Source organism: Rheinheimera sp. SA_1, from assembly GCF_001669775.1.
GTDB lineage: Bacteria > Pseudomonadota > Gammaproteobacteria > Enterobacterales > Alteromonadaceae > Pararheinheimera.
On sequence record NZ_LXWK01000016.1, the window covers coordinates 1 to 23,650 of the forward strand.

Consider the following 23,650-nt stretch of genomic DNA (forward strand, 5'->3'; position numbering starts at 1 on the left):
GGACTATGCCACAAAATGGTTATGGTTTTACAATCATGAACGACCGCACAAAGCCAATGGCGGAAAGCCGCCATTGATGGCTGCATAAACTCTACTTTTAACTTCGGTTAAAAATGGGAGGATTACCTATAAATAATCGTCGAATCCATTCATTCCAAAAAAAACGACCCCTGATTTCATCACCATGAGTCGTTTTTGTCATACATCATTATTTAAAGCCATTAACTTACTACTAAGTTAATCATTTAAAACTTCACTTTAACGCCCAGGTTAAATCTGCGCCCAACCGCGTCGTAAATTAAGGTGCCCTGATTAATACCTGGCAGATATTGCGGTTTTTTATCGCCGATATTGTCGATATTCAGGTAAGTGCTGACGTCGTCGCTAATGTTATAGTTTAAGAACAAATTGTGTTTAGCATAACTCGCCACTTTGTTATCGAACCATTCCGGGTAAGCGTCATCGTTGAGGGTTGTTTTGTTAAAAGTTGATTTACTGGCGTAATTCATCGTCCAACCGATGGTGTAAGTATCAGTGCGATAGGCTGCCCGTAATAGCGCCCGAACATGTGGATAGCGGGAAGTTCCTGCATCATTCAGGGCGTTGCTTTGGAACTCGGGATTTTGCCAGAACTCGCGCTCACCAAGATAAGTTAATACAAGCGACGTATCTACCGAGCCGGCAGAAAGTGGCAGGCTGTAACTCAGATCCAAGTCGGTACCATTGGCAATGAATTTTGACGCATTGATATTCGCGACTGAAACAAGGTTGATATTGCCATCCGCCCGACGAGATACCGAGCTGCAAAATTTAGGATCAAGCGCTGCACCGTCGACACAGTTACTCAGAACGTCTGAAGCGTCGAAACTGGTGATCGCATCTTCGATTTCAATATTCCAATAGTCTAGCGCGACGTTAAAGCGGTCAAACGGCAGCCAGACCAGGCCAAGAGTATAAGTTGTTGCTTCTTCTGGTTTTAAATCTCTATTGCCACGAGTCTGGACGCTTCTGGTACCAAATGAAGCTTCTGAAATGAAGTCAGCAGGGATGCCCAGTGCTAAACAGTTGGCTTGGCGCTGTGCTGGATTTAATCCACCATTTCGGTTGGCCGCATGACATGGATCGGTCATTCTCGCACCACTAATAGAGTCTGGCGCAAACAGTTCTGCAATATTTGGCGCCCGGACTGCGAGTGAATAGGTCGCACGGGTGCGGATCTTGTCAGTTAACGCCCAGTTCAATGCAAGTTTATAGGTACTGTCTGTGCCGGTAATACTATGGTTTGATACCCGGGCAGCGGCTTCCAGTTCAAGGTTGTCGATCAATGTATAGTCGCTCAGCAGTGGTACAATCAGCTCACCAAACAACTCTTTGACGTCATATTCGCCAGAAGTTGGTTTGACATAACTATTTTGTGCTCTGGTGGCGCCGGTTCTGCTACCGACCAATCCTGAGCCAACCCCATCGGCATCAATTGCCTGTGCCAGTATATCCGGTGTGCTCTGCGATGATTCTTTACGGTACTCAACACCGGCGGCAAATCCAATAATACCGGCGTCCAGTTCAGCAAGATCACCATTGATCGAGTATGAAACCAGAGTTTGTTCAACTTTTTCCGTCGTGAGTAAATCAACGCCAACATAGGCCAATGCTTCTGGTGACACCTGATTATACATGGCGTTCCATGGTGAACAGCTGCTGTTGCGGCTGCGGCAAATTGCTTTTCCTGAGGCATCGGTTGTTGCGTCGAGTGCTTCGTAATAGCGGCTCATCAGCGTATCCTGGCTGACTAACTCACTCTCGACTTCACCATGTTGAAAGAAGGTGTCATAGCTATATTGACCGATGAGTCCCTTGCTGCCAAAAGTGAACTGCATCGTTTCCCGGGTATTGTCAGTGCGAAGCGGGCGTCCAACAACAGCAAGCGCAGCCACATTGATACCGCGAGCTGTCATCAGTTGCTTAAGTTCGGCTGGTACAAATGGATTGTCGATTCTCAGTGGAATTAATGGCCCGAAATTGTCGTCATGAAATACGCTGGCCTGACCGGCCGCCGCAGCTTCAACTTTGCCGTACTTCGCATCAAAATACAGTGAATGTTGATCACTCACTTCATAATGACTACTGAAATCCATTAGATAACGCGTACTTGGGGTGAGCAAGCTGTTGGTCTCGGGAGTTTGAAAACCATCGCCGCCATCACAAGGGACGATTTGACAGTTGGTCCCGCTAACGAATGGCCGGAATTTGCCGTTGTCGCGGTCAATAGTAAAAGTATCGTAACCTAATCCAAAAGGATCACCGCCAAATGTAGGCGGCAGTGGATTGTTGATAATATCAAACGGAGTTCCTGCTAACACCCACTTTGCGTTTGGCAAATAGATCAGACCCTCGCGACTGAGAGCCTGAAAGCGTTGATCCCGGTGCCAGACGGTATCACTGATGCCATCATTCGGCTTGGCACTACCTAATCGGGCGAATGCCGGGTTGGCATTTGCATAACCACGCGCCGACATCGGTAACTCGTCCCGGTCTGAATAATTCAGATGCAGCGTCGTATTTAATTTGTCATTGGCAAAATTTTCGCCGATGGTCAGTTTGAAATCCTTTTGTTTGGCATCACTTTTGGATGTCTGACCTGCAGACACATCAACTTCAATACCGGTGAAATTTTTCTTTAAAATAAAATTGACCACGCCTGTCACAGCGTCAGCACCATAAATGGCTGATGCACCACCGGTGACGATTTCAATTCGTTCAATCAACGAGGCAGGGATCATACTTAAATCAACTGCCGATTCGTTTGCAGAGCCAGGTACATGGCGGCGGCCGTCGACCAACACCAGCGTACGGACAGAACCCAGTCCGCGTAAATTTGCCAGTTCCAGGCCGGCGTCTGATTTATTCCCGCCGTTACCGTCGCTGGAGGATACCGCGCCGATACCATTGGCGAGCGCTGGTAGCTGATGGATCAGATCACCAATGTTTTTCGCACCGGATAATTCAATGGTTGCAGCATCAACGATAGTCGTCGGTGTACTCATTTGTGCACTGGTGCGGTTAATGCGCGAACCAGTGATAGTGATGGATTCCATCGGTTCAGCCGTACTTTGCTCATTGCTTTGTTGCGCAAACAACATCGGCGCCGTGAAGAGTTGTGCCAGTGTTAACGCTAGCATCGTTTTTTTATGGTTCATGCGTTTTCCCTTTTGACTTATGGTTTTATGATCTGAGCTACATCATGAAATGCAATGTAACCAAGATAAAAAACAGGTTAATTTAAAATCACACACATGGAAATTTAAGAGGTTGCTAATATGTAGCAATCTGAGCTTGTCTGGTTTACGGATGAAAGAATTTAACGAATAGATCTGCTCAAGAGTAACGTGAAGTTGACAGTAGCCAGCGAGCTAATCAAATATGCCTTACAGTAAATAGTTAAATAAATTTATGTAAATCAGATAGATGCTGGCATTTGCAAATGATGGGTGGTGAGTGATACGGTTGTTTTCCGGAGCTGAAAGCGCGCCAAATGCTGTAGCTAGCCAATGTAAAGTTATTGATGCAACTGTGATCTGTGCGCTTTACATTTGGAATGCCTATTTTGAAAAATAATTGTTGCTAAAAAACAAATAGAGCGTTTATCCCGGTCATGCGCAAGCAACAACAGTGGCAGCTTTATGAAAAAATACAGAGGAGTCAGTGGCATGCAGCTGAAAATCCAGGCCGCTACTGATGAGGCGCGACCTGAATGTTACGACCAGTGATGGGTCTTCGCAGGAGCTGTTAATTACAGAATGGCAGTTTGCGGGTAAAGTCGGCGATAGCGCGTAAATGACCGCTTTTTGGACGTAATGTCGACCAGTAGCGGCTGCCGCCTTTATGGATCCTCGCCTGCGAATGTTTGGCGATAACACCATCCGTGCTGACCCATTTGGAGAGGATTTTTACGCCACAGGCCAGGTTGATGCGTGGATCATGCAGCTTTGCCGGATAGGGGATATCACAGCCATAACGTTGCTGATTGGCACTTTCAATGGATATTTGTAATAAACCACGTGAGATCACCGGCCGGCCTTTACCATCGCGGAATTTCTCCTGATAAAACCGCTGTGGTTTAAAATTGCTTTCCGGTTTGGCCATTGCTGAAATTAAGCCAACCCAGAATTTGCGCCGTTCTGTAGCATGTAGTTTTGGATAAGCGGGGCAAAAATAGAGAATGTCTTTCGGGACTAATCTTACCAGTGGCGAATTAGCAACAGCGGTTTCGGCACTGCGGGTCCAGCTACCATCCCGGTTGTTTTTTGCCCAGGCAGCATAGTCCAGGCTGGCAAAAGCCTGGGTGCTCATCATCAGAGTGGCAACAGCCAGCAACAACCGCATCTTGAATGATAATCCTATATCTTATTGTTTTTTCAGCAGTAACCAGGCAGTACTGTAGTCATTGCGATGTTTATTGGCTTGATAATATTGATCCCAGTCGCGGTAATAACCACTTAACCAATCCAGCTGAAACTGATTATTGGCAAAAGCGCCGCCGGTATCGGCCAAAATTGTCAGGCGATAGTGAGTTTTACCGCCTTCAATTGTGGAAAGTAAGATTAGCTTACCTAATCCCAGATTGACAATATCACCGGCGACTGTGACTTCAGGCGCGATCGGAATTTTATAGTCGGCATCTTTGCCATAGCCCAGTACGCTTTGTACCTGCTTGAAGTACCAATACCGTTGTTGTTGCTCTGGTTTTAACAGACGGTCATAAGCAATGCCGTTACTGCGGTGCACATTAAAGTAGCGGTACGAACTCCCTTCAGGGATCACTGCGGTCCCTTGTAACAACGCACCCTCTAAATCATCACGGCTTAGCCAAATTAAAGCAGGGGCACGTAGCGGTTTTTGCTCCAGTGCGCCTTTGACGATGTCCTGTTTCCCTAGCTGAAAACGGGTGATTTTTTTGCCAAGCGCATCGGCCTGGTCGAGTGGCAACTTTTGTTCGTCAAACGGCAAACCGTATAAAGCTTGATCTTGCAATGCGGTTTTTTGCGAACGACCATCGGCAATACGAACGTAGTACTTGGTCAGCAGCAGTTTATCTTTTGGAATATTTTGTACTAAAGGTTTGTTTTTATTAACTTTAGCGGCGGCGGTAAGATCGGGCAACCAACGCACAAATTCAAAGTGTTGAGCAATAAACTGCGCGTTCGCTAGCCGCGACGGTTGGCCAGAGGCTTGGTCTTCCTGACTGATTTTACAAAGATATTTTAAGGTGTCGACCACCCGCGGTAGTGGCGTGGTCGCGCCTGCCAATTTACCACCGTGGATTGCTGCGGTATCGTATGCCGCACCTTTTGCCAGATACTTCAGCGTTTCATCTGCGACAAAACAAAGTTGTTTGCTATTGTCCGGCCAAATCCCAGCGTCTAGTTTTGGTTGCACCGCCTGAAACTGCGGTTGGGCATGGCTTGGCGCCGTCAAACACAGCAGCAATGTGCCAAGTAGCACGCGGCTTGCAACATGACCTGCTGAAGCTGACGGCAGCTGCAGACGCAACACGGCCTGTTGTGGCCTCAACACTGTTTTTGCAACCTTTCTGAAATCTGACAACAACACCCGCGATACTCCAGCATGTAAGATGCGGTCAGACTAACCAGCAGCCCGCGAGAACACAAGGATTGCACAAGGATTTTTTGCGTTGTTGCGCATTTGTCAGGCAACCGGACTTTTTCCCTTGCCTGTGTCGGTGGAACTGGCTAAGTTAAGGGGAATATTGAATATTTCAGGTAGACCTATGCCGCACGATCACCACGGCCATTCTCATCATGCACACGGCCACACGCATTCCCATGAAAGTGGCAATATCGCAGTCGCATTCTGGCTGAACTTCTGTTTTACCATTATTGAATTTATCGGTGGTTACCTGACCAATAGCGTCGCAATTATGGCCGATGCCATGCACGATCTGGGTGATTGTCTGGCGATTGGTTTTGCCTGGCTGGCGAGTAAAGTCGCCAATAAAGCAGCAACACCTAAATACAGTTATGGTTTTCGGCGCTGGTCGCTGTTAAGCGCCCTCGTCAATAGTGTCATTCTGGTAGTGGGTTCCTTGTGGATTTTAACCGAAGCCATTCCAAGGTTATGGTCACCACAATTACCGATGGCGGAGGGGATGATCGCGCTGGCGGTGTTGGGAGTGATCGTCAACGGCGCGGCAGTTTACAAACTTCGTTTTGGCAAAACCCAAAACGAGCAGGTGCTAAGCTGGCATTTACTGGAAGATGTGCTCGGCTGGGCGGCAGTACTGATCGGTAGTATTTTGTTATATCTGACCGGTTGGGCCTGGATTGATCCGGTGCTCAGTATTGGTTTTACCTGCTTTATTCTGCTCAATGTCTGGCGAAATCTGAAGAAAACCCTGCAATTATTTTTGCAAATTAGCCCGGATCCACATTTGACGAAAGATGTGACCGACAAACTGTCGAGTCTCGATTTTGTCAAAGAGATCCATCATTTGCATTTGTGGTCGCTTGATGGCGAACAACACGTGCTGACGGTGCATCTGGTGCTGAAAGCTGAAGCCGACAGTGCTTTGTTGCGCCGGCATAAGGAACAAATTCGCGAATTACTACAGCCGTTTCAGCTGGCCCACACCACGGTTGAATTTGAAGTACCGGACGAAGCCTGTCGTGATGATAAAAACCTGGTGAATACCGGTGCGGACGCTCAACATGCCGACCATGACCATGACCATGACCATGCGGTACCGCATCGCCACTAACTGAAACATCTAAAATTTGTGGCCGATTGGCTCAATATCAACAGCGAAGGACGTGCCGTTTACTGCGGTTCGTCCTGACTGATTTCATCCAGTGACAAAGCAAAACTGGCAGTGAAGGTCTCGAGAAAATACTTAACCTCGGGTTGTGGGTAGTTCAACAGGATTTTTTCCAGTCGTCGTTTGGCGATGGTAAATTCATGATTTCCAGCAGAAATTTCTTCGATGGTTTTCACATAAGCACACAGATGATCGGCGGCTTTAACCAACAGCTTTTCTTCCTCGGTATAAGCGGTCGAAAGTAAAAATTCCTGATAAACCTGCTGCAGCGCCTTGGGTAATAAATCCAGCAACCGTTGCTCGGCAATAGCTTCAATCTTTTTATATTCAATCGCGATCTGCGGATTAAAGTATTTCACCGGCGTTGGCAAATCGCCGGTGATCACTTCGCTGGCATCGTGGTACAGCGCTAAGGTGGCAATCCGTTCCGGATTGAGGTTTTTACTGAACATCTGTTGGCCGATCACCGCCAACATATGCGCGACCATCGCCACCTGATGACTATGCTCCGCCACGTTTTCGGTATTGACGTTACGCATCAACGGCCAGCGGTGGATAAGTTTCATCCGGAACAAATGGGCGAAAAAGTGGCTATGGAGCGGTTCTGTCATCAAATTTCCTGTTGTATCCTTTGCGCTGTGCCAATCGTCGCTAAGGCATCAGCGCATTTTTGCCGGTCTCACATTAGAGTGTTATAACTGGCGATAACCTGGTAAAAACTGTGCCAGCTTGCCAATCGCCTGTTCCAGCTGCTCTTTATGCGGCAGAAACACAATGCGGAAGTGATCCGGCTCCGGCCAGTTAAAAGCGCGGCCATGCACTAACAGCACTTTATACTGACGCAGGAAATCCAGCACCATCAGCTCATCGTCTTTGATTGGAAAAATTTTCCGGTCAATTTTCGGGAATAAGTACATGGCGCCTTTGGGCCGCACGCAGCTTAAACCTTCAATATTGTTCACCAGCCGATGGGCTAAATCCATCTGATCGTACAAGCGGCCACCGGGAATAATCAACTCGTTGATGCTCTGATAGCCACCCAATGCTGTTTGCACTGCATGCTGACAAGGCACATTGGCGCAAAGCCGCATCGATGCCAGAATATTCAGGCCTTCGATGTAGTGGCGCGCTGCCTGTTTGGCACCGGAGATAAACAACCAGCCAACGCGAAAACCAGCGATACGGTAATTCTTGGATAAACCACCAAAAGTCAGCAAGACCAAATCGTCAGCCAGCGATGCCGTGGCGGTATGCGTCGCACCGTCGTATAAAATTTTGTCGTAAATTTCATCCGACAACACCACCAGATTATGTTCACGGGCGATTTGCAGCAAATCCAGCAACATCGCATCGTTGTAGACAGCGCCGGTAGGGTTATTCGGGTTGATCAGCACCAGCGCTTTGGTACGGCTGTTAATTTTGCTGCGAATATCTGCGGTATCGGGAAACCAGTCAGCTTGTTCATCACAACGATAATGCACCGCTTTGCCGCCGGCCAAATTCACCGCTGCCGTCCATAGTGGATAATCAGGGGACGGGATCAAGACTTCATCACCGTAGTCCAACAACGCCTGCAGTGACATCAGAATCAGCTCTGATACGCCGTTGCCAATATATACGTCATCAGCTTCAGCGCCCAAAATGCCGCGTTGCTGATAATACTGGGCGACAGCGACCCTCGCAGGGTAGATACCTTGCGAGTCGGTGTAGCCCTGGGCTGTCGGCAGATTGTGGATCACATGTTTGAGGATTTCGTCCGGCGCTTCAAAACCGAAGGGGGCGGGATTTCCAATATTGAGCTTTAAAATGCGATGGCCTTCTTCTTCCATCCGTTTCGCTTCCCGGGCAACCGGTCCACGAATGTCATAACATACACCGTCTAGTTTTTTCGAGCGCTCAATTGGTTTCATGCCGCTTACCTTACTGCCTCCGTAGTGTACCCGCCATCCTTGACGCCTCGCTGAAACGTCAATGATTTTGGGTAAAGATTAAATTCGACATCCGTCTGGACATCTTAATGAGAAAAACTTTCTTACACCTTTTTACACAGCCAACCAAGTTTTGCAATCATACTGGGGGAAATTCAGCAAAAAAATTTCAATATGTGGCAATTATCTGCTGTACCTGCTGGCGCCGTCGTCGTTTGTGAGATTTTTCATTTATTTGAACATACCGGTATTTATATTGGCGAAGGCCAGATTGTCGAGTTGCAGGGTTCTGGTCTGGTACGCGCCATTTCCATCAATCGTTTTTTTGATAACCGATCCGGCAAACATTTGTTGGTCGCTTGTGACAGACAAGGTCAGATTTTAGTGGGGGAAGGATGTGCCGAGCGTGCTATCCAGCAAATTTTCACGGTGCAGGATTACGACCTCATTCACAACAATTGTCACCGCTTTACTCAGCATTGTGTCAGTGGCCGTAATTTGCCGATGACCAGCTTTTTTGATTTAAAAACAGAACTGGCCAGATTGTGGCGGACTGATATTCAGTGGATAGCTGTGGATCTTAGCCGTTAGTACAAGGCTGTAGTGGTTGAGATTGTTAGGAAAGTGAATGGGGTAGGTTGTTGAAAGTACTGGTATCTGCATCAACACCAGTACTGACAAAACAAGTAACTTAACAAGCATTTACTGAACAGGAAGCGACTTCACACAAGGTACAGTAAACGTCTGCCTTACAGTGCGCTATTTTTAACCGTCGCATCACCGACACCGACCGTCACTGCCATCGCATGTTCGCCCGGGCCTGCATATTCAAGCTCAGCACCCACCAGATGGCTACGGGCAGTTTTGCCTTTGACGGTTTGCAGACTGACATCACCAACGCCTGCACTTAATTCGATATTTTTAAATTCCGGAACTGCTAATTTCGCAGAAAATGAACCTACGCCGATATCTGCGTCAATATTGCCGGCATTGCCGTCCATGTTGATACTGCCCACACCTAGTTGTAAATCAACCGCCAGCTGCCGCGGTACTTTTACTATCCAGGTTTGTTCGGTGTCATCCAGCGGGACTTCCAGGCTTAATACGCCATTTTCGATACTGCTTTCGAGGCTGGCATCGCTAACATCTTTGCGGCCAAAGAACCAGCTTTTGCTGCCACGGACTTTGACATCAACACTGATGTGGCTGGCATCAGTCACTTCGACAGTAATATCACCGACACCGGTATTGATTTGTAATTGAGAAAGTTCGGCGGACTCAAATTGCTGGGTTAATTCTTTTTCGCTGGCCAGTAGTGGAAAACTCATCAGACAGCAGAAGGAGGTGACTAAGACTAAATTTTTCATGTTATCTGTTCCTTGGTTTGAGATACAAGGTCGGATAGCATAATCCAGGCCATAATTTATTTTCATTAAAAACAATAAGATACGAAAACCTGCTTAGACTGTTTTGAACTATCCGGTAAGTTTTAGTCGAAAATGCCAGTTTTAGTGGTTAAAATAGCCAATCTGAAGATTTTCAGTCCGACCACAGTTGTCGGCGCGAATTATGATGCCCAAAATCATTGAAGATGCAGGTAGGCGACAAGTGAGCGAGACCCCAGGAGCATAGCTGTTCTATGTGACTGGGGCGAGTGAACGAAGGCAACAACCCTGCAACTTCAAGGATGAAGGGCATTTGCGCGCTGCCCACTGAGCCAACACTCTCAGGAAAGTTAACGATGAAATTGTGGTTTACCGTTATAGCCAAAACCCTGGCGCTGCTGGTTATTTTAGCGGCCATTGCTTATCCATTTTTGCAGGAAGATCCGATTGCTGAAGCGCATGAACTGGCGCCGTGGCAAATGCCGAGCAAATTGTCGGCGCTTAATTCCGCCGATCAAAAAAAGCTGTTAGCACGAGTAACCTATCCGCATCGGATGCCGGCTTTAGAACCGGTTCCTGATTTCGCCGCAATTAAAGATACCGCTGAACGCAAAGAAGCATTTTTCGATTATCTGCAGCCGTTTATCAACCGCGAAAATGGCCGTTTGCATAAAATCCGGCAGCAGTTACTCTCGCTGCAACAGCAACAAAACCAAGGGCATCAGTTCACACTGGAAGAATTCGCCTTTGTGTACAGTTTATTCGATGAATTTAAAGTGGATTATCCGGAAGCAGATGCCACCGGCTTAAAAGAGTTATTGCTGCGGGTTGATGAAATCCCGGACGGGCTGGTGTTAAACCAGGCTGCCAAAGAATCGGGCTGGGGATCCAGTCGATTTGCCATCGAAGGTTTTAATTTTTTTGGGCAATGGTGCTTTAAAGCCGGTTGTGGTTTTGTACCATCCAAACGTGGCGCTGGAAAATATCACGAAGTGGCGAAATTTCCGGATATCGCGGCCAGCGTCAATGCCTATTTTTACAACCTGAACACCTTTTATGTGTACGACGATTTACGGGCTATCCGGGCAGAAGTACGCCAGCTGGAACAAGCCGTGAGTGCGCAGAAACTGGCGCATGGCTTAAAGCGGTATTCTGAGCGTGGTGATCAGTACGTATTAGAAATTCAGACGATGATCGTTAGCAATTCAAAATTTATGGATGAAAGTTAATGCGTGGATTGGCAGTGTGGGCAGGTGTTGTTTTTTGTTGTTTCTTAATAGTGCCGGTCGCTGCGGATACCCTATTTAACTATGATGGTTTTTATTCCAGGCTGAAAAAAAGCGAAAAAGTCGAGTACAGTGACATCACGCTGGCTTTTATGCTGCAGCAACAAGCCACCAGCTTGCCCTGCGATGTGGCTTCGGCCCGCATCACCACCGATATCAGCGACGAGCCACTCACCATTGCCAATAATGGTGAGTTGATATTGCCGTATTCTGAACTGTTAAATAGCCGTAAAGCGTTGATCCAGCTGCAACAACCGCCCGCGGCCAAAGCCTGTGATTTAAATTTTCGGTTACGTAGTAAGTTGCCGTTGGATGCCGGTATCAAGTGGCAACAACTGGTCAAAATGCATCAACAATTTGATGGTTTATTAAAAGACCTGGCGGGTCTTGGCAAGTATTTTCTACCAGAAATGACCGGCGTTACCTTACAGTTTGAACGCGAAGTCGTGTTGGAAGCTGCGCCAGCTGAGCTTGCCGGGCGCATTCACTGTGAATTGCTGCAATGTCAGGTGTTGCTGGCGGACGCGACCGAGTTACAGGGTGAGATCCGGTTTAATCAGGCACCTCATACAGTACTGCCGTTGCTGCCACGGTAATTTTGTGGCAGAAATTACCTCCGCATCACTGCAAAAGTTTCAATCAGCACAACAACCGCTGCAACTCATTTTATTAACCCACGCCACCGAATTTTCCAAACTCAGTAATACCGGTACTTTGGTGGCTCCAGCGCTCGCCACTGAGCCGGCTCTTGTGGTGCAGCGGCTGGCGTGGTCCAGAGTCGCACCGGATGCGCAGCTGCTGCAGATGGCTGAAGCCGGGCAACTGATGTTGTTGTATCCGACGCCTGAAGCAATGGTGTTAAATGCTGACACCGAAACCGACACTGACCCAGCCCCTGATAATAACGTAGCTGTCATCACTACCAATTCGCCTGCTGCCGGGAGCTTGTTCAGCCAGAACAACAATGTAATTGCACTTCAAAACATTCGCGGTTTTGTGCTGTTGGATGCCACCTGGCAGCTGGCGCACAAAATGTACCGGCAAAGCCCCTATTTGCAGGCATTACCGACGTTAAGCCTGCAAAGCAGTCAACCTTCGCAATATTTACTGCGCCGCAATCAGCGCCAGCAGGGTTGGTGTACCGCCGAATCAGTCGCTTTGTTGCTTGCTGCAACGGGTTATAACACTGCTGCGCAAAAAGTTTCCAAAGCCTTTTTTCTATTTAACCAGCGTAACTAACCTCCAATAAATAACCTTCAGTCGCAATCATCGATTTTCGGCTGTACAGCCATGGCCAGTTTCTGTACAACTTTGTGCTGGTTGCTGATGATTTGTCAGCTGCCTCATCACCTATTTCACCTACAGCGTGCTTCCGACATTATCCGGGCGCTGGTAGGCGTATTTCAGCTGGTTACAGGGACATAAACAACGATGAATCTGCCAAAAAATAAAAATCGTCTTAGCCGCCATCTGCTCAAAACCAGCCTGTTGTGCACGGCGGTCGTGGGCGGCATGCTGACGTTGAGCGCGCAGGCCGCAGTACTGATGAAACCAACCGCAGCGCCAGCGCTGGATTATCCGCTGGCACTGACGCCGGCTAAAGTAAATCCGGCGATCACACCACCAGAGCAGGTACTTGGTTTTCCGGTGGGTAAACAAACCGCCACGCCAGAGCAAATCAATCAGCTGGTCGCGTTGTGGGCCAAGGAAAGTGACAAAATTGTCTATCAGCAATACGCCACCAGTTATGAAGGGCGACCGCTACATTTACTGGCCATTTCCAGCCCGAAAAATCTGGCGAAATTGCCGGACATTCAACAAAAAGTGCAACTACTGGCAAAACCAGAGGGGCAATCTTCTGGTCAGATCGACCAAATTATCAATGAATTACCGGCAATAGCCTGGATGGCCTATTCCATTCACGGTAACGAATCGTCCGGCGCTGATGCGGCATTGGCGTTGATTTATCAGCTGATTGCTGCTGATGACCCAAAAGTGACTCAGCTGCTGGACAATATGGTGGTGCTGGTCGACCCGATGATGAACCCGGATGGCCGCGCCCGTTTTAGCAAGATGCTGGAGCAACACCGTGGCACCGCGCCAAATGTCGACGGTCAGTCGATGTTGCATGCCGGCGTGTGGCCTTATGGTCGCTCTAATCATTATTATTACGACTTAAACCGCGATTTTTACCTGCTGCAAGCGCCGGAAACCCGCGGTCGGGTGGCGCTGATTAACCAGTGGTATCCGCAGCTGATGATTGATGGTCACGAGATGGGCAGCAGCGATACCTTTTTGTTCGGGCCATCACGCGAGCCAATTAACAGCAATATTCCGCAAAGTAAGCACAAGTGGGGCAAAGTGTTTGCCAAAGATCAGGCCGCCGGTTTTGATCAGCAAAAATGGACTTATTACACCGGTGAATGGTTCGAAAATCTCTATCCGGGTTATTCCAACTACGCTGAATACCGCGGCGCGGTGCATATTTTGTATGAGCAGGCGCGTACCGCTGAAGATGGGATCCGGCTGGAAAATGGCATCATCCGCACCTACGCGCAGTCGGTGCATCATCAGCTGCAAAGTTCACTGAGTAACCTGGAAACGCTGGCGGCGCACAGCAAAGACATTTACCGCGATTTTGTCAAAGACCGGCAATTGGTGACGTCGAGCGACAGCCCATATGCCGATAAAAGTTATGTGATTTTACCCACCGCCAACCGTAAACGGCTGGAGCATTTTGTGTCTTTGTTACAGGCACAGAATATTGAAGTACAACAAACCAGCGCTGCGATCAGCGTACGGCAGGTGACCGATCAGCTGGGGCAACAATTTAGTGAAAAAACGTTGCCCAAAGGCGCCTTAGTGATCCGCGCCCGCCAGCCGGAAGCGCGGCTACTAAATGCCATTCTGGAATTTAACGCCACCATCAAAGATGAAGTGTTGCTGGAAGAATATCAGCGTACCTTGCGCGATGGCAGCTCGGTGATGTATGACAACACCGCCTGGAACCTGACGATGATGCTGGGGTTAAACGCCTGGGAAGTGGGTCAGGACATCACACAAAGCTTGCAGGATTTCACGCCGCATCCGCTGATGGTGGCAAGTGACGCAAACGATGCTGCAAATCAAAGCAACCTGGGTTGGTTGGTCAATGGTGATGATGACGCTTCGGTTGGCTTTGCAGCGCGACTGATGGAGCAAGGCGTACAGGTGCGGCTGATTAATAAAGCCGGGGTGCTTGGAAAATTGATTTTTAACCGCGGTACCATTGCGGTGCTGAAAAGTGACAACCCCAATCTGGCGGATCTGGCCGCTAAGGTTGCGACAGCCGCTAAGGATGTAAACACTGATTTGCAAAGTCTGGCGCAAGGTTTGGGCGATGGTGATTTGCCGGATATTGGCGGTTCCCATTTCGAATTACTGCAGGCACCAAAACTGGCGATTGTTGGCCAGGGCGGGGTCAGTCAACTGGATTTTGGCGCCATCTGGCATATGGTCGATACTCATTTGGGCATTCGCCACAGTCATTTGGATTTAGCCAGCCTGCTGCGCAACGATTTACGTCAATACAACGTGATAGTGCTACCGCATATGAGCGCCAAACTGGACAAAGGCCAGCTGGCGGCGCTTAACACCTGGGTGGAAGCGGGTGGTACGCTGATCAGCATCGACGGCGCGACCGCTCAAGTGCTGGCGGGGGAAATGTCGACGGTGAAACCGTTAGCGGCTGCCATCGGCGATGCGGCCAAATACGATTTATCGCTGCAACGTGAGTGGCTGGCCAGTCAAACCACCTTAGCCAATAAAGCGGCGGTGCAGAGTTATGTGGTGCCGGAAACAATTGAGTTGCCGTGGCTGACTAAACCCGAGGTGAAAGGGCTGGATAAAGAGCAGCTGAAAACCTGGGAGCAATGGTCGGGTAATTTTATGCCGTCTGGGGCCTTTCTGGCGGGACGCGTTGATCAGCAACACTGGCTCAGCTTTGGCACTGAACCGCAGTTACCGTTGCTGTTTAGCAATCATCCGCTGTTGATGTCTGACGACGCTTCAGAAGCAGTGGTGCGGATTGGCGTGATGACCGAGAACAAATCGGCAGTCACCCGTAAACTCGGCTGGTCGACATTGCCGGCGGGTCAGGATGTGCGGGTGCGGATGAGTGGCTTGTTATGGCCGGAAGCGGCGCAGCGCGTGACCAATACCGCCTATCTGACCCGTGAGAGTAAAGGTAACGGTCAGATCATTATGTTCGCCGGACAACCGGTGGTACGTGGTGGCACCAAAGGCACCGAGCGGTTGTTGCTGAACGCCATCGTTTATGGCCCAGGACTTGGCGCCGAGCCTGCCATTAATTTGTAGAAGTTGGTAACATCTGGGGTCAGAGTCAATTGTTAACAGAGGACTGTTAACAATTGACTCTGACCCCGAATGTTAATTGCGGCGGACTTTTTCAAAACGCATGCTATACAGACGCTGGCCAATCGCCAGGATTGTCAGGTAAAGCATGGCAGTGGCGGGTGCTTGCAGATTAAAATCGACGGTGCAGTGGATTAACATATGCACTGTTGCCATGGCGCAGCCAAACGCCAGGCCACGATGTAGTTTGTGGTCGCTTGTCCGCATTACCTGCAGGTTTTGCCATAAACTCCACAGCAACATCAGCCCAAGCAGCAGCGTCATTGGAATGCCAACTTCGATGGCAAATTGCAGATAGTCATTGTGGGCATGGTCATAAAAACCGGAATACACCTTCGGCTGGTAAGCCGGAAACACGGTGTAAAAAGTGCCGCCACCCGAGCCTTGCCAACCGTACTGTTGCAAAATTGGCAGGCTGTCGATCACCACTTCGTCCCGCGCTTCCGAGGCAAACGAGGTTTCCACAAAACGTTGTTGCAGTTTTTCCAGCCCGAACATCGAACCGATAATCAGCATATCGAGTAATAAAATGCTGATCACCAAAGGTTTCAGCAAAGCCGGTGGCCTTTTGTAGAAAAACAGCGCCAGTAACGATACCAGCGCCAGACTACTGAAAAAGGCCGCATTGCCCATCCGGGAGCGACTAAGCACCAGGCCAATTACCATCACAATAATCGCCAGTCGCAACATCAGTTTGCTGCTCAGCAAGCTGGTGACAAAATCTCGCAGCATCGCTTTGAACCGCCATTGCGGTGGCTGGCTGGATAATTCTGACAACAACAAACCGAGCGCCATCGCCAGACACAACGCCAGATAATTCGCAAAATGGTTCTGATAGACAAAGCTACCGCGGGCACGACCCGCTTCGTTCACGGCAAATAACGGCGAATTGGCGACTTCAGCTAAATTCAGCACCGAACCATAAAACGCCTGCACAAAACCCGACAGTACCATCATCAACACCAGCATCCGCAGCCGGAACGCGGTATTGGTGTAAATACAGACCAGCTGTATCCACATCAGGAAAAACAGCCCTTTGATCAGCATAATTTCGGTTTGTTTTGGATCGATGCTGTGCAGGAACGGCAGGTAACCGGACATCTGCAACAATAAATACAGTTGTAGCAGCAGAATTGGCAATAACAACGGCCAGAACCAACGGTGCCATAATGCCGGGCCCATGCTTCGACAACTATTGGCCAGATGCAGTAAAAACACCACACCAATCATCAGTTCCAATAAAGACCAGGCCCAGGGGCGATTACTGCCCACCGGGATCGGTGCCCAGAGCAGCACCACACAAAGCAAGGCGAAAATAATCGAACCGAATTTCAGTTGCAGCATGAAGAAAAATCGCCTGAAAAATAAAATCTAAGTTATTGGAATAGCAGAAAAAACGCAACAAAAAGCCCCAGAAAAGGGGCTTGATAATTTAGTTGCTGCAAAGGCTTAGTTGCCTGAAGCGAGCTCAGTAGTCTGACCGCTGCCAGTACCGCCGCCAGCACCAGTGGTGCCTGGAGGGGTTGCTGTGACGACCGGCGCAGCACCGCCACCTGCTGGTCCACCAGCGGCTGTTGCAGTACCTAAAGCATTTGACACCAGTGTTGGGTCAATACCGGCTGCGATAGCGTAGGCAGTGGTGGTGTCCTGATCAACACAAGAGTTTGCTACAGAACGCAAAATTTCTTCGACCAGAATTGGGTCGTCTTTGGCCTGATCCAACGCAAACTCAACCACTTTCTCAGCGAGTTTAGGATTACAGGTTTTTAAATTAGTAATTTGTCCCACGAATTCGGTCAAAGATTGACCTTGGGATTGAGCTGTTGCGAACATCGTTGCGACTTCAGCATTGGCTTCCTGCGCTGACACCGTCGGTACCAACAACTGAACTGCAGCTGCTACCAGAGCGATTTTTAAGTATTTCATATGCATTCCCCGCACAACGAACATTGATTACAACTAAAACTTTTGTGAGTGTATCCGAGTTTTGTCGAAATTACAGCCAAAATTTTCAGAAACTAAGGTGAAATTTATTGGCGCGTGCAATCCACGTCCTTGCAGCGCATCAATATGAATTGCCAGACAAATATCGGCGATCTCCAGATTCTCGACATGGGGTGCTATCACCCGGATGCCAATGCCATGACAAATATGGGTCATGGTCTCGACAAAAAAGCGGGTGTCGGCCTGTTGTAGCGCCCGGATATAACTGCCATCAATTTTGATGTAATCGATATTCAGCCCCTGCAAATAGCGGAATGAGCTGAAACTGGCGCCAAACCTTTCGATGGTAATTAACGCGCCAGCAGCTTTCACCGCATTGAAGAATTCACCGGCCGAAGCGATGGCGCCTAAGGTTGCCTGTTCGTTCACTTCAAACACTAATTTTGGTAACTGGTGCTGGTTCGCGCGGATGGTATTGCATAACCAGCGGGTAAACTGGCTGTCGTGCATGGCGCTTTTACTTAAATTGATGGCAAATGTCTGGCCTTTAAAATTCTGCAGACGGCTTAAAATGTAAGTGACCAGCGCTTTATCCAGCAGCAATGACACACCAAGCCGGTCGGCCATCGCAAATACATCCGATGACGCCAGTTGTTCACCGTCCGCGCAAAACTTGATGAAGGTTTCGACATACAACAACTGTTGCTGCTGATATACCGGCTGTACTTCCATTTCAAACATCCGCTCCATGTCCGCGGAAATATGCAATTCAGTGTTACTGAAACCGGCAGCGGTATCGGAAACCACCGAGCGGGTGAAATGATGCAGAATTTCCTGCCAGTCGGAGCGTGATTTACCGGTCACCACAGGTTCAAGTTGCAATGCCAGCGCCGGTGATGGCTCGGCCTGTTGTTTCGCCTGCAAACCATCCAGCCGGCTTAAGCTGGCGCTTAAATCATCGTGTGGCGCCACCGGCAGTAAGGCAATACTGGCAAACCCATGTGGATATTGTTCAGTGTTAGCAATTTCAAAGGCTTGACGCACATGCATCGCAAATTCCTGCGAACTGGTGGTACCAAGCGTCGCCAGAATGGCAAATTCCGAACCCGACAACCGGAACAGTTGGGCATGCTGTAAATTGCGGATCTGCGCCTGCAGCAGGCTGCTGGCTTTTTCGACGTATTGATCACCAGCGGCATAACCCTGGTTGTCATTGACATCTTTTAACGATGGCAGTGCCACCAACGCCAGATAAGGCACATTGCCTTCGTCGTCTGGCCCGGCCTGTAAACTTAAATAAGATTGCACCAGCGCACGACGATTGGGCAGGGCGGTCAGGCTGTCAATATAAGCCTGCTGGTTCAGCTGTTCGGCGCGATCGGTCAGTTCAGTGAAACTACGTTTAACGTTTCCAACCATATGATTCAGCGCATACACCACAGCGCGCAGCTCTTTGGTCATTGGCAGATAACTTAAAAATTCAAAGCGTTTTTCTGCCAGCATTTCTGCTTGCTTTTCAATGTCTTTTAATGGTTGTAACACCACAAGCAATAACCAGTGCACCGCCATTAACGCGCCAAGACACAACAGTAAACTGGTCCAGAATACCGCTTTGGTGTGATCCCACAAACTGCTGTAGGCAAAACCTGGGTGCGCCTGTACTTTTAACACCCCGGCAATCCGCCAGCCGTCGTTTACTTCAGAATTCATCACCGGCGGATGCAGCGGAAATAGCTGAATAAACCAGGCGGGGACACCTTGCACTTGCTCCGGGTTATTGCGGTCGAATACCAGTTCTTTTTTGGCGTTGCTAAAACTGATAGCGAGATAAGAGCCCGAGTCAAAAATGGCGGAAATCATGGTGTCAGCCAGAATCTTGTCATCACCGGATAAATAAGGGGAAATCGATAAACCAAGGCTGTTGGCGGTATCCTGCGCCGAGCGCGCCAGTTGGTTGTCCAGATAACTGCGCATATTGCCGGTACTGACCAGCACAGTGGCCGCGAATGTAATAATGGCCAATAAAATCAGTAGCACACTGAGCTGCGTACTTAAGGCGACCCCGTGTTTAAACAAGCTGTTGCTGGCGGGTTTAGCAACGTTTTGAGAGTTTGTCATCACAACTACCTTTTTTTGTCTTGTTTTGGTTGGTGCTAACGAGTGCCAGAGCGGCTGCAGGGTCGGCGCACCCAGCCCGTAGCCGTTGGAATTTCGCCCGTCAGTCGATTGCTAATAACCCTGTTCAATCTTTTCAAGCACTGCCGTCCAGTTGGAAATGCCACTACTGTCTTTTACCCGTCGCCCCAGGCCGTTGGCTTTCGCCAGCCATAAACCACTGGCATTAAAGCTATAAATCGGTCGTAAGTCGGTGCGGTACTCCGCTAATTTAATCTCTTGATCCATATTATCCAGCACATAGGGCATGGCTTCAGGCTCTTCAAAATACACCAGCACCATATGCGGCTCGTTGACACTGAGCGCCCGCACGTACATCAGCCGCAGTTTTTCATCGCTGACGCCCATGGCGCGCAACGTAAAATATTTGGCCAGGGCGTAATCTTCACAGTCACCGGCGCCGGTGCCTAAAGTTTCTACTGGCGTTGCCCAATAATCGGTTTTATTCCAGTGTTCTGAATCGGCGCTGTAGGCCACTTGCCGGTTAAAAAACTGATTTGCCAGATGGATGCGCTCCCAGTCTGCTTCGGTGCTGCCCTCTACAATCAGATCTCGCCACGAGGTAAAGCGCGTAACCGCGTCCTCGCCGTAACGTTGCTGCACGTCAGTAAAAAACGTGGCGCTGAAGGTGGTATCGGTGTAATTGGCACTGACCGTTAAACAACAGCCTGCCGTGACCAACCACAAAAAAGGTTTAAAATTCATAGACTCCGGCATATACCCGTCATCCTTGAAGTTGCAGGGGTGTTGACTTCGCGCTCTCGCTGAAGCGTCAGTCCGACCCAGTCACATAGGACAACTATGCTCCTGGGGACTCGCTCACTTGTCGCGGTTCCACCGTGGCCATCCTGCATCTTCAATGATTTTGGTTATAGATCACTGTTGAATACCGCCCTCGAAGCAGCAGCGCGCTGGGCAAGCGTACTTCCGGCAGCCGAGATTAACACAAGTGTTTGAAAATCATCAAACATCGTAAAATAGCGGACTGCCAACTGCGCTGTAAAAAAGTAGGGCGCGACTCAGCCGCAGGCTAGTCCGCCATCAAGCCGCGCCATGTCAAATCACGCTCTGGCGTACTGCCGCTAACGCGGCGAGTAGCGCCCTACAATTATGATGCAGATGTACAGGTTATATGGGTAAAACTTATCTGGCATCAGCGGTTGCGCGACACTCATTTCGAAATAATTACTGATTGTCGTTTGCATAAAAACCCCAAAAAAGTTATAAATGCCAGCTATTCCAAGGGGGAAAACGGGGCGCAGTTCACAAGTCGCACCGATGCCAACAGGGCATATATATTGTAGATGGAACTGCAACGCCACTTTGCCAATAGCTCTCTTAGCGACACCGCTCAGGGCAAAGATGCAAAAAGGTGCGGTTCCATCAGTTAATCTTCACTTCCACTATGGAACAGGATGTTATTGATGGTTCATAAAGCTTCACAAGAATCTCATTATGGCAAACGTACCGATGACAGTCTGAAAGTCACCCGGGCCGTTATTCCGGTGGCTGGACTTGGCACCCGGATGTTACCCGCCACCAAAGCCATGCCCAAAGAAATGCTGACGGTGGTCGACAAACCGCTGATCCAGTATGTGGTCCAGGAAGCCGTTGCGGCTGGGATCACCGAAATTGTGCTGGTGACTCACTCTTCAAAAAACATGATTGAAAACCATTTTGACACCAGTTTCGAACTTGAAGCTGCGCTGGAAAAACGGGTAAAACGTCAGTTACTGGAAGAAGTTCGCAATATCACACCAAAAAACGTCACCGTGATTTCCGTGCGTCAGCCACAGGCTTTGGGCCTGGGCCATGCCATTTTGTGCGCGCGGCCGGTGGTGCGAAACCATCCTTTTGCGGTGTTATTGCCGGACGTGATTGTTGATCAGTACCAAAGTAACCTGAAAAAAGACAACTTATCGGCGATGATCCGGCGTTACAACGAATCCGGTCATAGCCAGGTGATGGTGGAGCCGGTGCCGGCAGAACTGGTGAATCAATACGGTATTGTGGATGTTGATGGCATTTCGCTGCACCAGGGTGAAAGTGCCTGCATTACCGACATGGTCGAAAAACCGGATATTGATGATGCGCCAAGTAACTTCGCTATTACCGGCCGTTACGTGCTGTCGCCAACCATCTGGGATTTACTGGAATTTACGCCACCAGGCGCCGGTGATGAAATTCAGCTAACCGACGCGCTGCATCAACTGCGGTTATTAGAAGTGCTGGAAGCCTATCATATCAAAGGCAAATCTCACGATTGTGGCAACAAACTGGGTTACGCGCTGGCGAATGCCGAATACGCGTTAAATTCCGGTTTTGGTGCGCAGTACAAAGAGCGGCTGTTGCAGCTATTGGCTAAGTAGAGCGCAGCTCACAGTCATTCGATACCCTGTAGGTCCGATAAGCGCAGCGCTATCTGACATGATGCAAAACAAGGCGTTTACACTGGCGGTTCAATCGACGAACTGCAAGGTAACCGCCGTAGGTCCGATAAGCGCAGCGCCATCGGACAGCCCTACGATCAGCGCTCAACACTGTAAACCGACGAGTTCGGTAAAGGATAAACAATGAAGTTTCTGGTAACAGGCGCCGCAGGTTTTATTGGCAGTAAAGTGGCTGAAGAGCTGGCACTGCAAGGCCATCAGGTGGTGGGGATCGACAACCTGAACGACTACTATGATCCGGCGTTAAAACTGGCGCGGCTGCAACGTATTCAGCAACAGCTTGCACCAACCAATAGCACTGAATTGTTTCGGTTTATTAAACTCGATTTGGCTGATCGCGACGGTATCGCCAACTTATTCGCCACTGAAAAATTCCAAAGGGTCATTCACCTCGGCGCTCAAGCCGGTGTGCGTTATTCCATTGATAATCCAATGGCTTACGTCGACTCTAACCTGACTGGCATGATGACCATTTTAGAAGGTTGCCGCCATCACAAAGTTGAGCATCTGGTGTACGCCAGCTCCAGCTCAGTCTATGGCAACCAGCAAAAAGTGCCGTTTAGCGAAACCGACCCGGTCGACACACCCATTTCACTGTACGCCGCCACCAAAAAATCGAACGAGCTGATGGCACACACCTACAGCCATTTATATCAGCTGCCAACCACCGGTTTGCGGTTTTTCACCGTATACGGCCCCTGGGGCAGACCCGATATGGCGCCCTGGAAATTTACCAAAGCCATTCTGGAAGGCCAGGCTATTGATGTGTACAACCACGGCAAGCTGATGCGCGACTTTACCTATATTGATGATATCGTTGAAGGTGTTTTGCGTATTCAGGATCTGGTTCCGGCAAGTCCAAATTACCCAACACAGCTGAACAGTAACCCTTATTACGCCTTATATAACATCGGCAATAACCAGCCGGTAGCACTGGAAGATTTTATCAGCGCCATCGAAAATGCCGCTGGCGTCAAAGCGCAGAAAAATTATCTGCCGATGCAAGCAGGGGACGTGTATCAGACTTATGCCGATGTGAGTTTATTGCAGCACGCGGTTGGGTTTAAGCCAGCGACTTCGTTAATAGATGGGATGCAGAAGTTTGTGGATTGGTATCTCGATTTTTCTTCTGAATAATTATAATTTTTCGTACTTTGCACTGAACATTATAAATAGCATAATTTTGGACATAAATTGATATTAAGACGAAGTTCAACAATTTCAATATTAATACTCT

The 23,650-nt window shown here is 49.0% G+C and carries 19 protein-coding genes; 9 read left to right on the forward strand and 10 right to left on the reverse strand.

What is annotated here, in order from left to right:
* On the forward strand, nt 1-88 hold an 88-nt coding region (locus A5320_RS21965), incomplete at its 5' end, for an integrase core domain-containing protein (protein WP_147291831.1).
* Between the two features lie 157 nt (nt 89-245).
* On the opposite strand, the gene A5320_RS12080 is transcribed toward A5320_RS21965, so the two are convergent.
* The 3 genes from A5320_RS12080 to A5320_RS12090 form a co-directional block, all read right to left on the reverse strand.
* Nucleotides 246-3,197, reverse strand: a complete 2,952-nt coding sequence (locus A5320_RS12080; protein WP_068065010.1) for a TonB-dependent receptor plug domain-containing protein — start codon at nt 3,195-3,197, stop codon at nt 246-248.
* Nucleotides 3,198-3,786: 589 nt separating this feature from the next.
* Nucleotides 3,787-4,383, reverse strand: a complete 597-nt coding sequence (locus A5320_RS12085; RefSeq protein ID WP_068065012.1) for a transglycosylase SLT domain-containing protein — start codon at nt 4,381-4,383, stop codon at nt 3,787-3,789.
* Between the two features lie 21 nt (nt 4,384-4,404).
* On the reverse strand, nt 4,405-5,574 hold the full coding sequence (locus A5320_RS12090; protein WP_157605825.1) for a hypothetical protein: 1,170 nt from the start codon (nt 5,572-5,574) through the stop codon (nt 4,405-4,407).
* Between the two features lie 214 nt (nt 5,575-5,788).
* Between A5320_RS12090 and A5320_RS12095 the strand changes: the two genes are divergently transcribed.
* The gene (locus A5320_RS12095; protein WP_082971731.1) at nt 5,789-6,775 is read left to right on the forward strand and encodes a cation diffusion facilitator family transporter; all 987 of its coding nucleotides are present in this window, start codon (nt 5,789-5,791) and stop codon (nt 6,773-6,775) included.
* A 59-nt stretch (nt 6,776-6,834) separates the two neighbouring features.
* Here the strand turns inward: A5320_RS12095 and yfbR are convergent, their stop codons facing one another.
* Nucleotides 6,835-7,443: a 5'-deoxynucleotidase gene (gene yfbR, locus A5320_RS12100; RefSeq protein ID WP_068065013.1), complete on the reverse strand. Its 609-nt coding sequence runs from the start codon at nt 7,441-7,443 to the stop codon at nt 6,835-6,837.
* Between the two features lie 81 nt (nt 7,444-7,524).
* Complete coding sequence (locus A5320_RS12105; protein ID WP_068065014.1) at nt 7,525-8,742, reverse strand: pyridoxal phosphate-dependent aminotransferase; 1,218 nt, start codon at nt 8,740-8,742, stop codon at nt 7,525-7,527.
* 192 nt (nt 8,743-8,934) lie between these two features.
* On the opposite strand from A5320_RS12105, the gene A5320_RS12110 reads away from it, so the two are divergent.
* Entirely contained in the window at nt 8,935-9,351 is a 417-nt protein-coding gene (locus A5320_RS12110; protein WP_068065017.1) for a lecithin retinol acyltransferase family protein, read from the forward strand.
* 158 nt (nt 9,352-9,509) lie between these two features.
* On the opposite strand, the gene A5320_RS12115 is transcribed toward A5320_RS12110, so the two are convergent.
* Nucleotides 9,510-10,127, reverse strand: coding sequence for a DUF4097 family beta strand repeat-containing protein (locus A5320_RS12115; RefSeq protein WP_068065019.1), 618 nt, complete (start codon nt 10,125-10,127; stop codon nt 9,510-9,512).
* A gap of 374 nt (nt 10,128-10,501) precedes the next feature.
* On the opposite strand from A5320_RS12115, the gene A5320_RS12120 reads away from it, so the two are divergent.
* The 4 genes from A5320_RS12120 to A5320_RS12135 all read left to right on the forward strand — a co-directional run bounded on the left by A5320_RS12120 (nt 10,502) and on the right by A5320_RS12135 (nt 15,787).
* Nucleotides 10,502-11,374: a glucosaminidase domain-containing protein gene (locus tag A5320_RS12120; protein ID WP_068065022.1), complete on the forward strand. Its 873-nt coding sequence runs from the start codon at nt 10,502-10,504 to the stop codon at nt 11,372-11,374.
* Nucleotides 11,374-12,027 carry a DUF2987 domain-containing protein gene (locus tag A5320_RS12125; protein ID WP_068065026.1) on the forward strand — a complete coding sequence of 218 codons (654 nt, stop codon included), beginning with the start codon at nt 11,374-11,376 and terminating at the stop codon, nt 12,025-12,027. The genes A5320_RS12120 and A5320_RS12125 overlap by 1 nt, the downstream gene beginning before the upstream one ends.
* 4 nt (nt 12,028-12,031) lie before the next feature.
* Nucleotides 12,032-12,670, forward strand: a complete 639-nt coding sequence (locus A5320_RS12130) for a DTW domain-containing protein (protein ID WP_068065028.1) — start codon at nt 12,032-12,034, stop codon at nt 12,668-12,670.
* 192 nt (nt 12,671-12,862) lie between these two features.
* Entirely contained in the window at nt 12,863-15,787 is a 2,925-nt protein-coding gene (locus tag A5320_RS12135; RefSeq protein WP_082971734.1) for a M14 family metallopeptidase, read from the forward strand.
* Nucleotides 15,788-15,859: 72 nt separating this feature from the next.
* Here the strand turns inward: A5320_RS12135 and A5320_RS12140 are convergent, their stop codons facing one another.
* The 4 genes from A5320_RS12140 to A5320_RS12155 form a co-directional block, all read right to left on the reverse strand.
* Entirely contained in the window at nt 15,860-17,188 is a 1,329-nt protein-coding gene (locus tag A5320_RS12140; protein ID WP_068065031.1) for an O-antigen ligase family protein, read from the reverse strand.
* Nucleotides 17,189-17,293: 105 nt separating this feature from the next.
* The gene (locus tag A5320_RS12145) at nt 17,294-17,770 is read right to left on the reverse strand and encodes a hypothetical protein (RefSeq protein ID WP_068065033.1); all 477 of its coding nucleotides are present in this window, start codon (nt 17,768-17,770) and stop codon (nt 17,294-17,296) included.
* Between the two features lie 33 nt (nt 17,771-17,803).
* Nucleotides 17,804-19,906, reverse strand: a complete 2,103-nt coding sequence (locus tag A5320_RS12150; RefSeq protein ID WP_068065035.1) for a bifunctional diguanylate cyclase/phosphodiesterase — start codon at nt 19,904-19,906, stop codon at nt 17,804-17,806.
* A gap of 111 nt (nt 19,907-20,017) precedes the next feature.
* The gene (locus A5320_RS12155) at nt 20,018-20,668 is read right to left on the reverse strand and encodes a transglutaminase-like cysteine peptidase (RefSeq protein ID WP_082971735.1); all 651 of its coding nucleotides are present in this window, start codon (nt 20,666-20,668) and stop codon (nt 20,018-20,020) included.
* A gap of 719 nt (nt 20,669-21,387) precedes the next feature.
* Between A5320_RS12155 and galU the strand changes: the two genes are divergently transcribed.
* A complete protein-coding gene (galU, locus tag A5320_RS12160) occupies nt 21,388-22,332 on the forward strand; it encodes a UTP--glucose-1-phosphate uridylyltransferase GalU (protein ID WP_197490098.1) in 945 nt (314 codons plus the stop codon).
* Between the two features lie 204 nt (nt 22,333-22,536).
* A complete protein-coding gene (locus A5320_RS12165) occupies nt 22,537-23,550 on the forward strand; it encodes an NAD-dependent epimerase (protein ID WP_068065040.1) in 1,014 nt (337 codons plus the stop codon).
* Nucleotides 23,551-23,650: the final 100 nt, after the last annotated feature.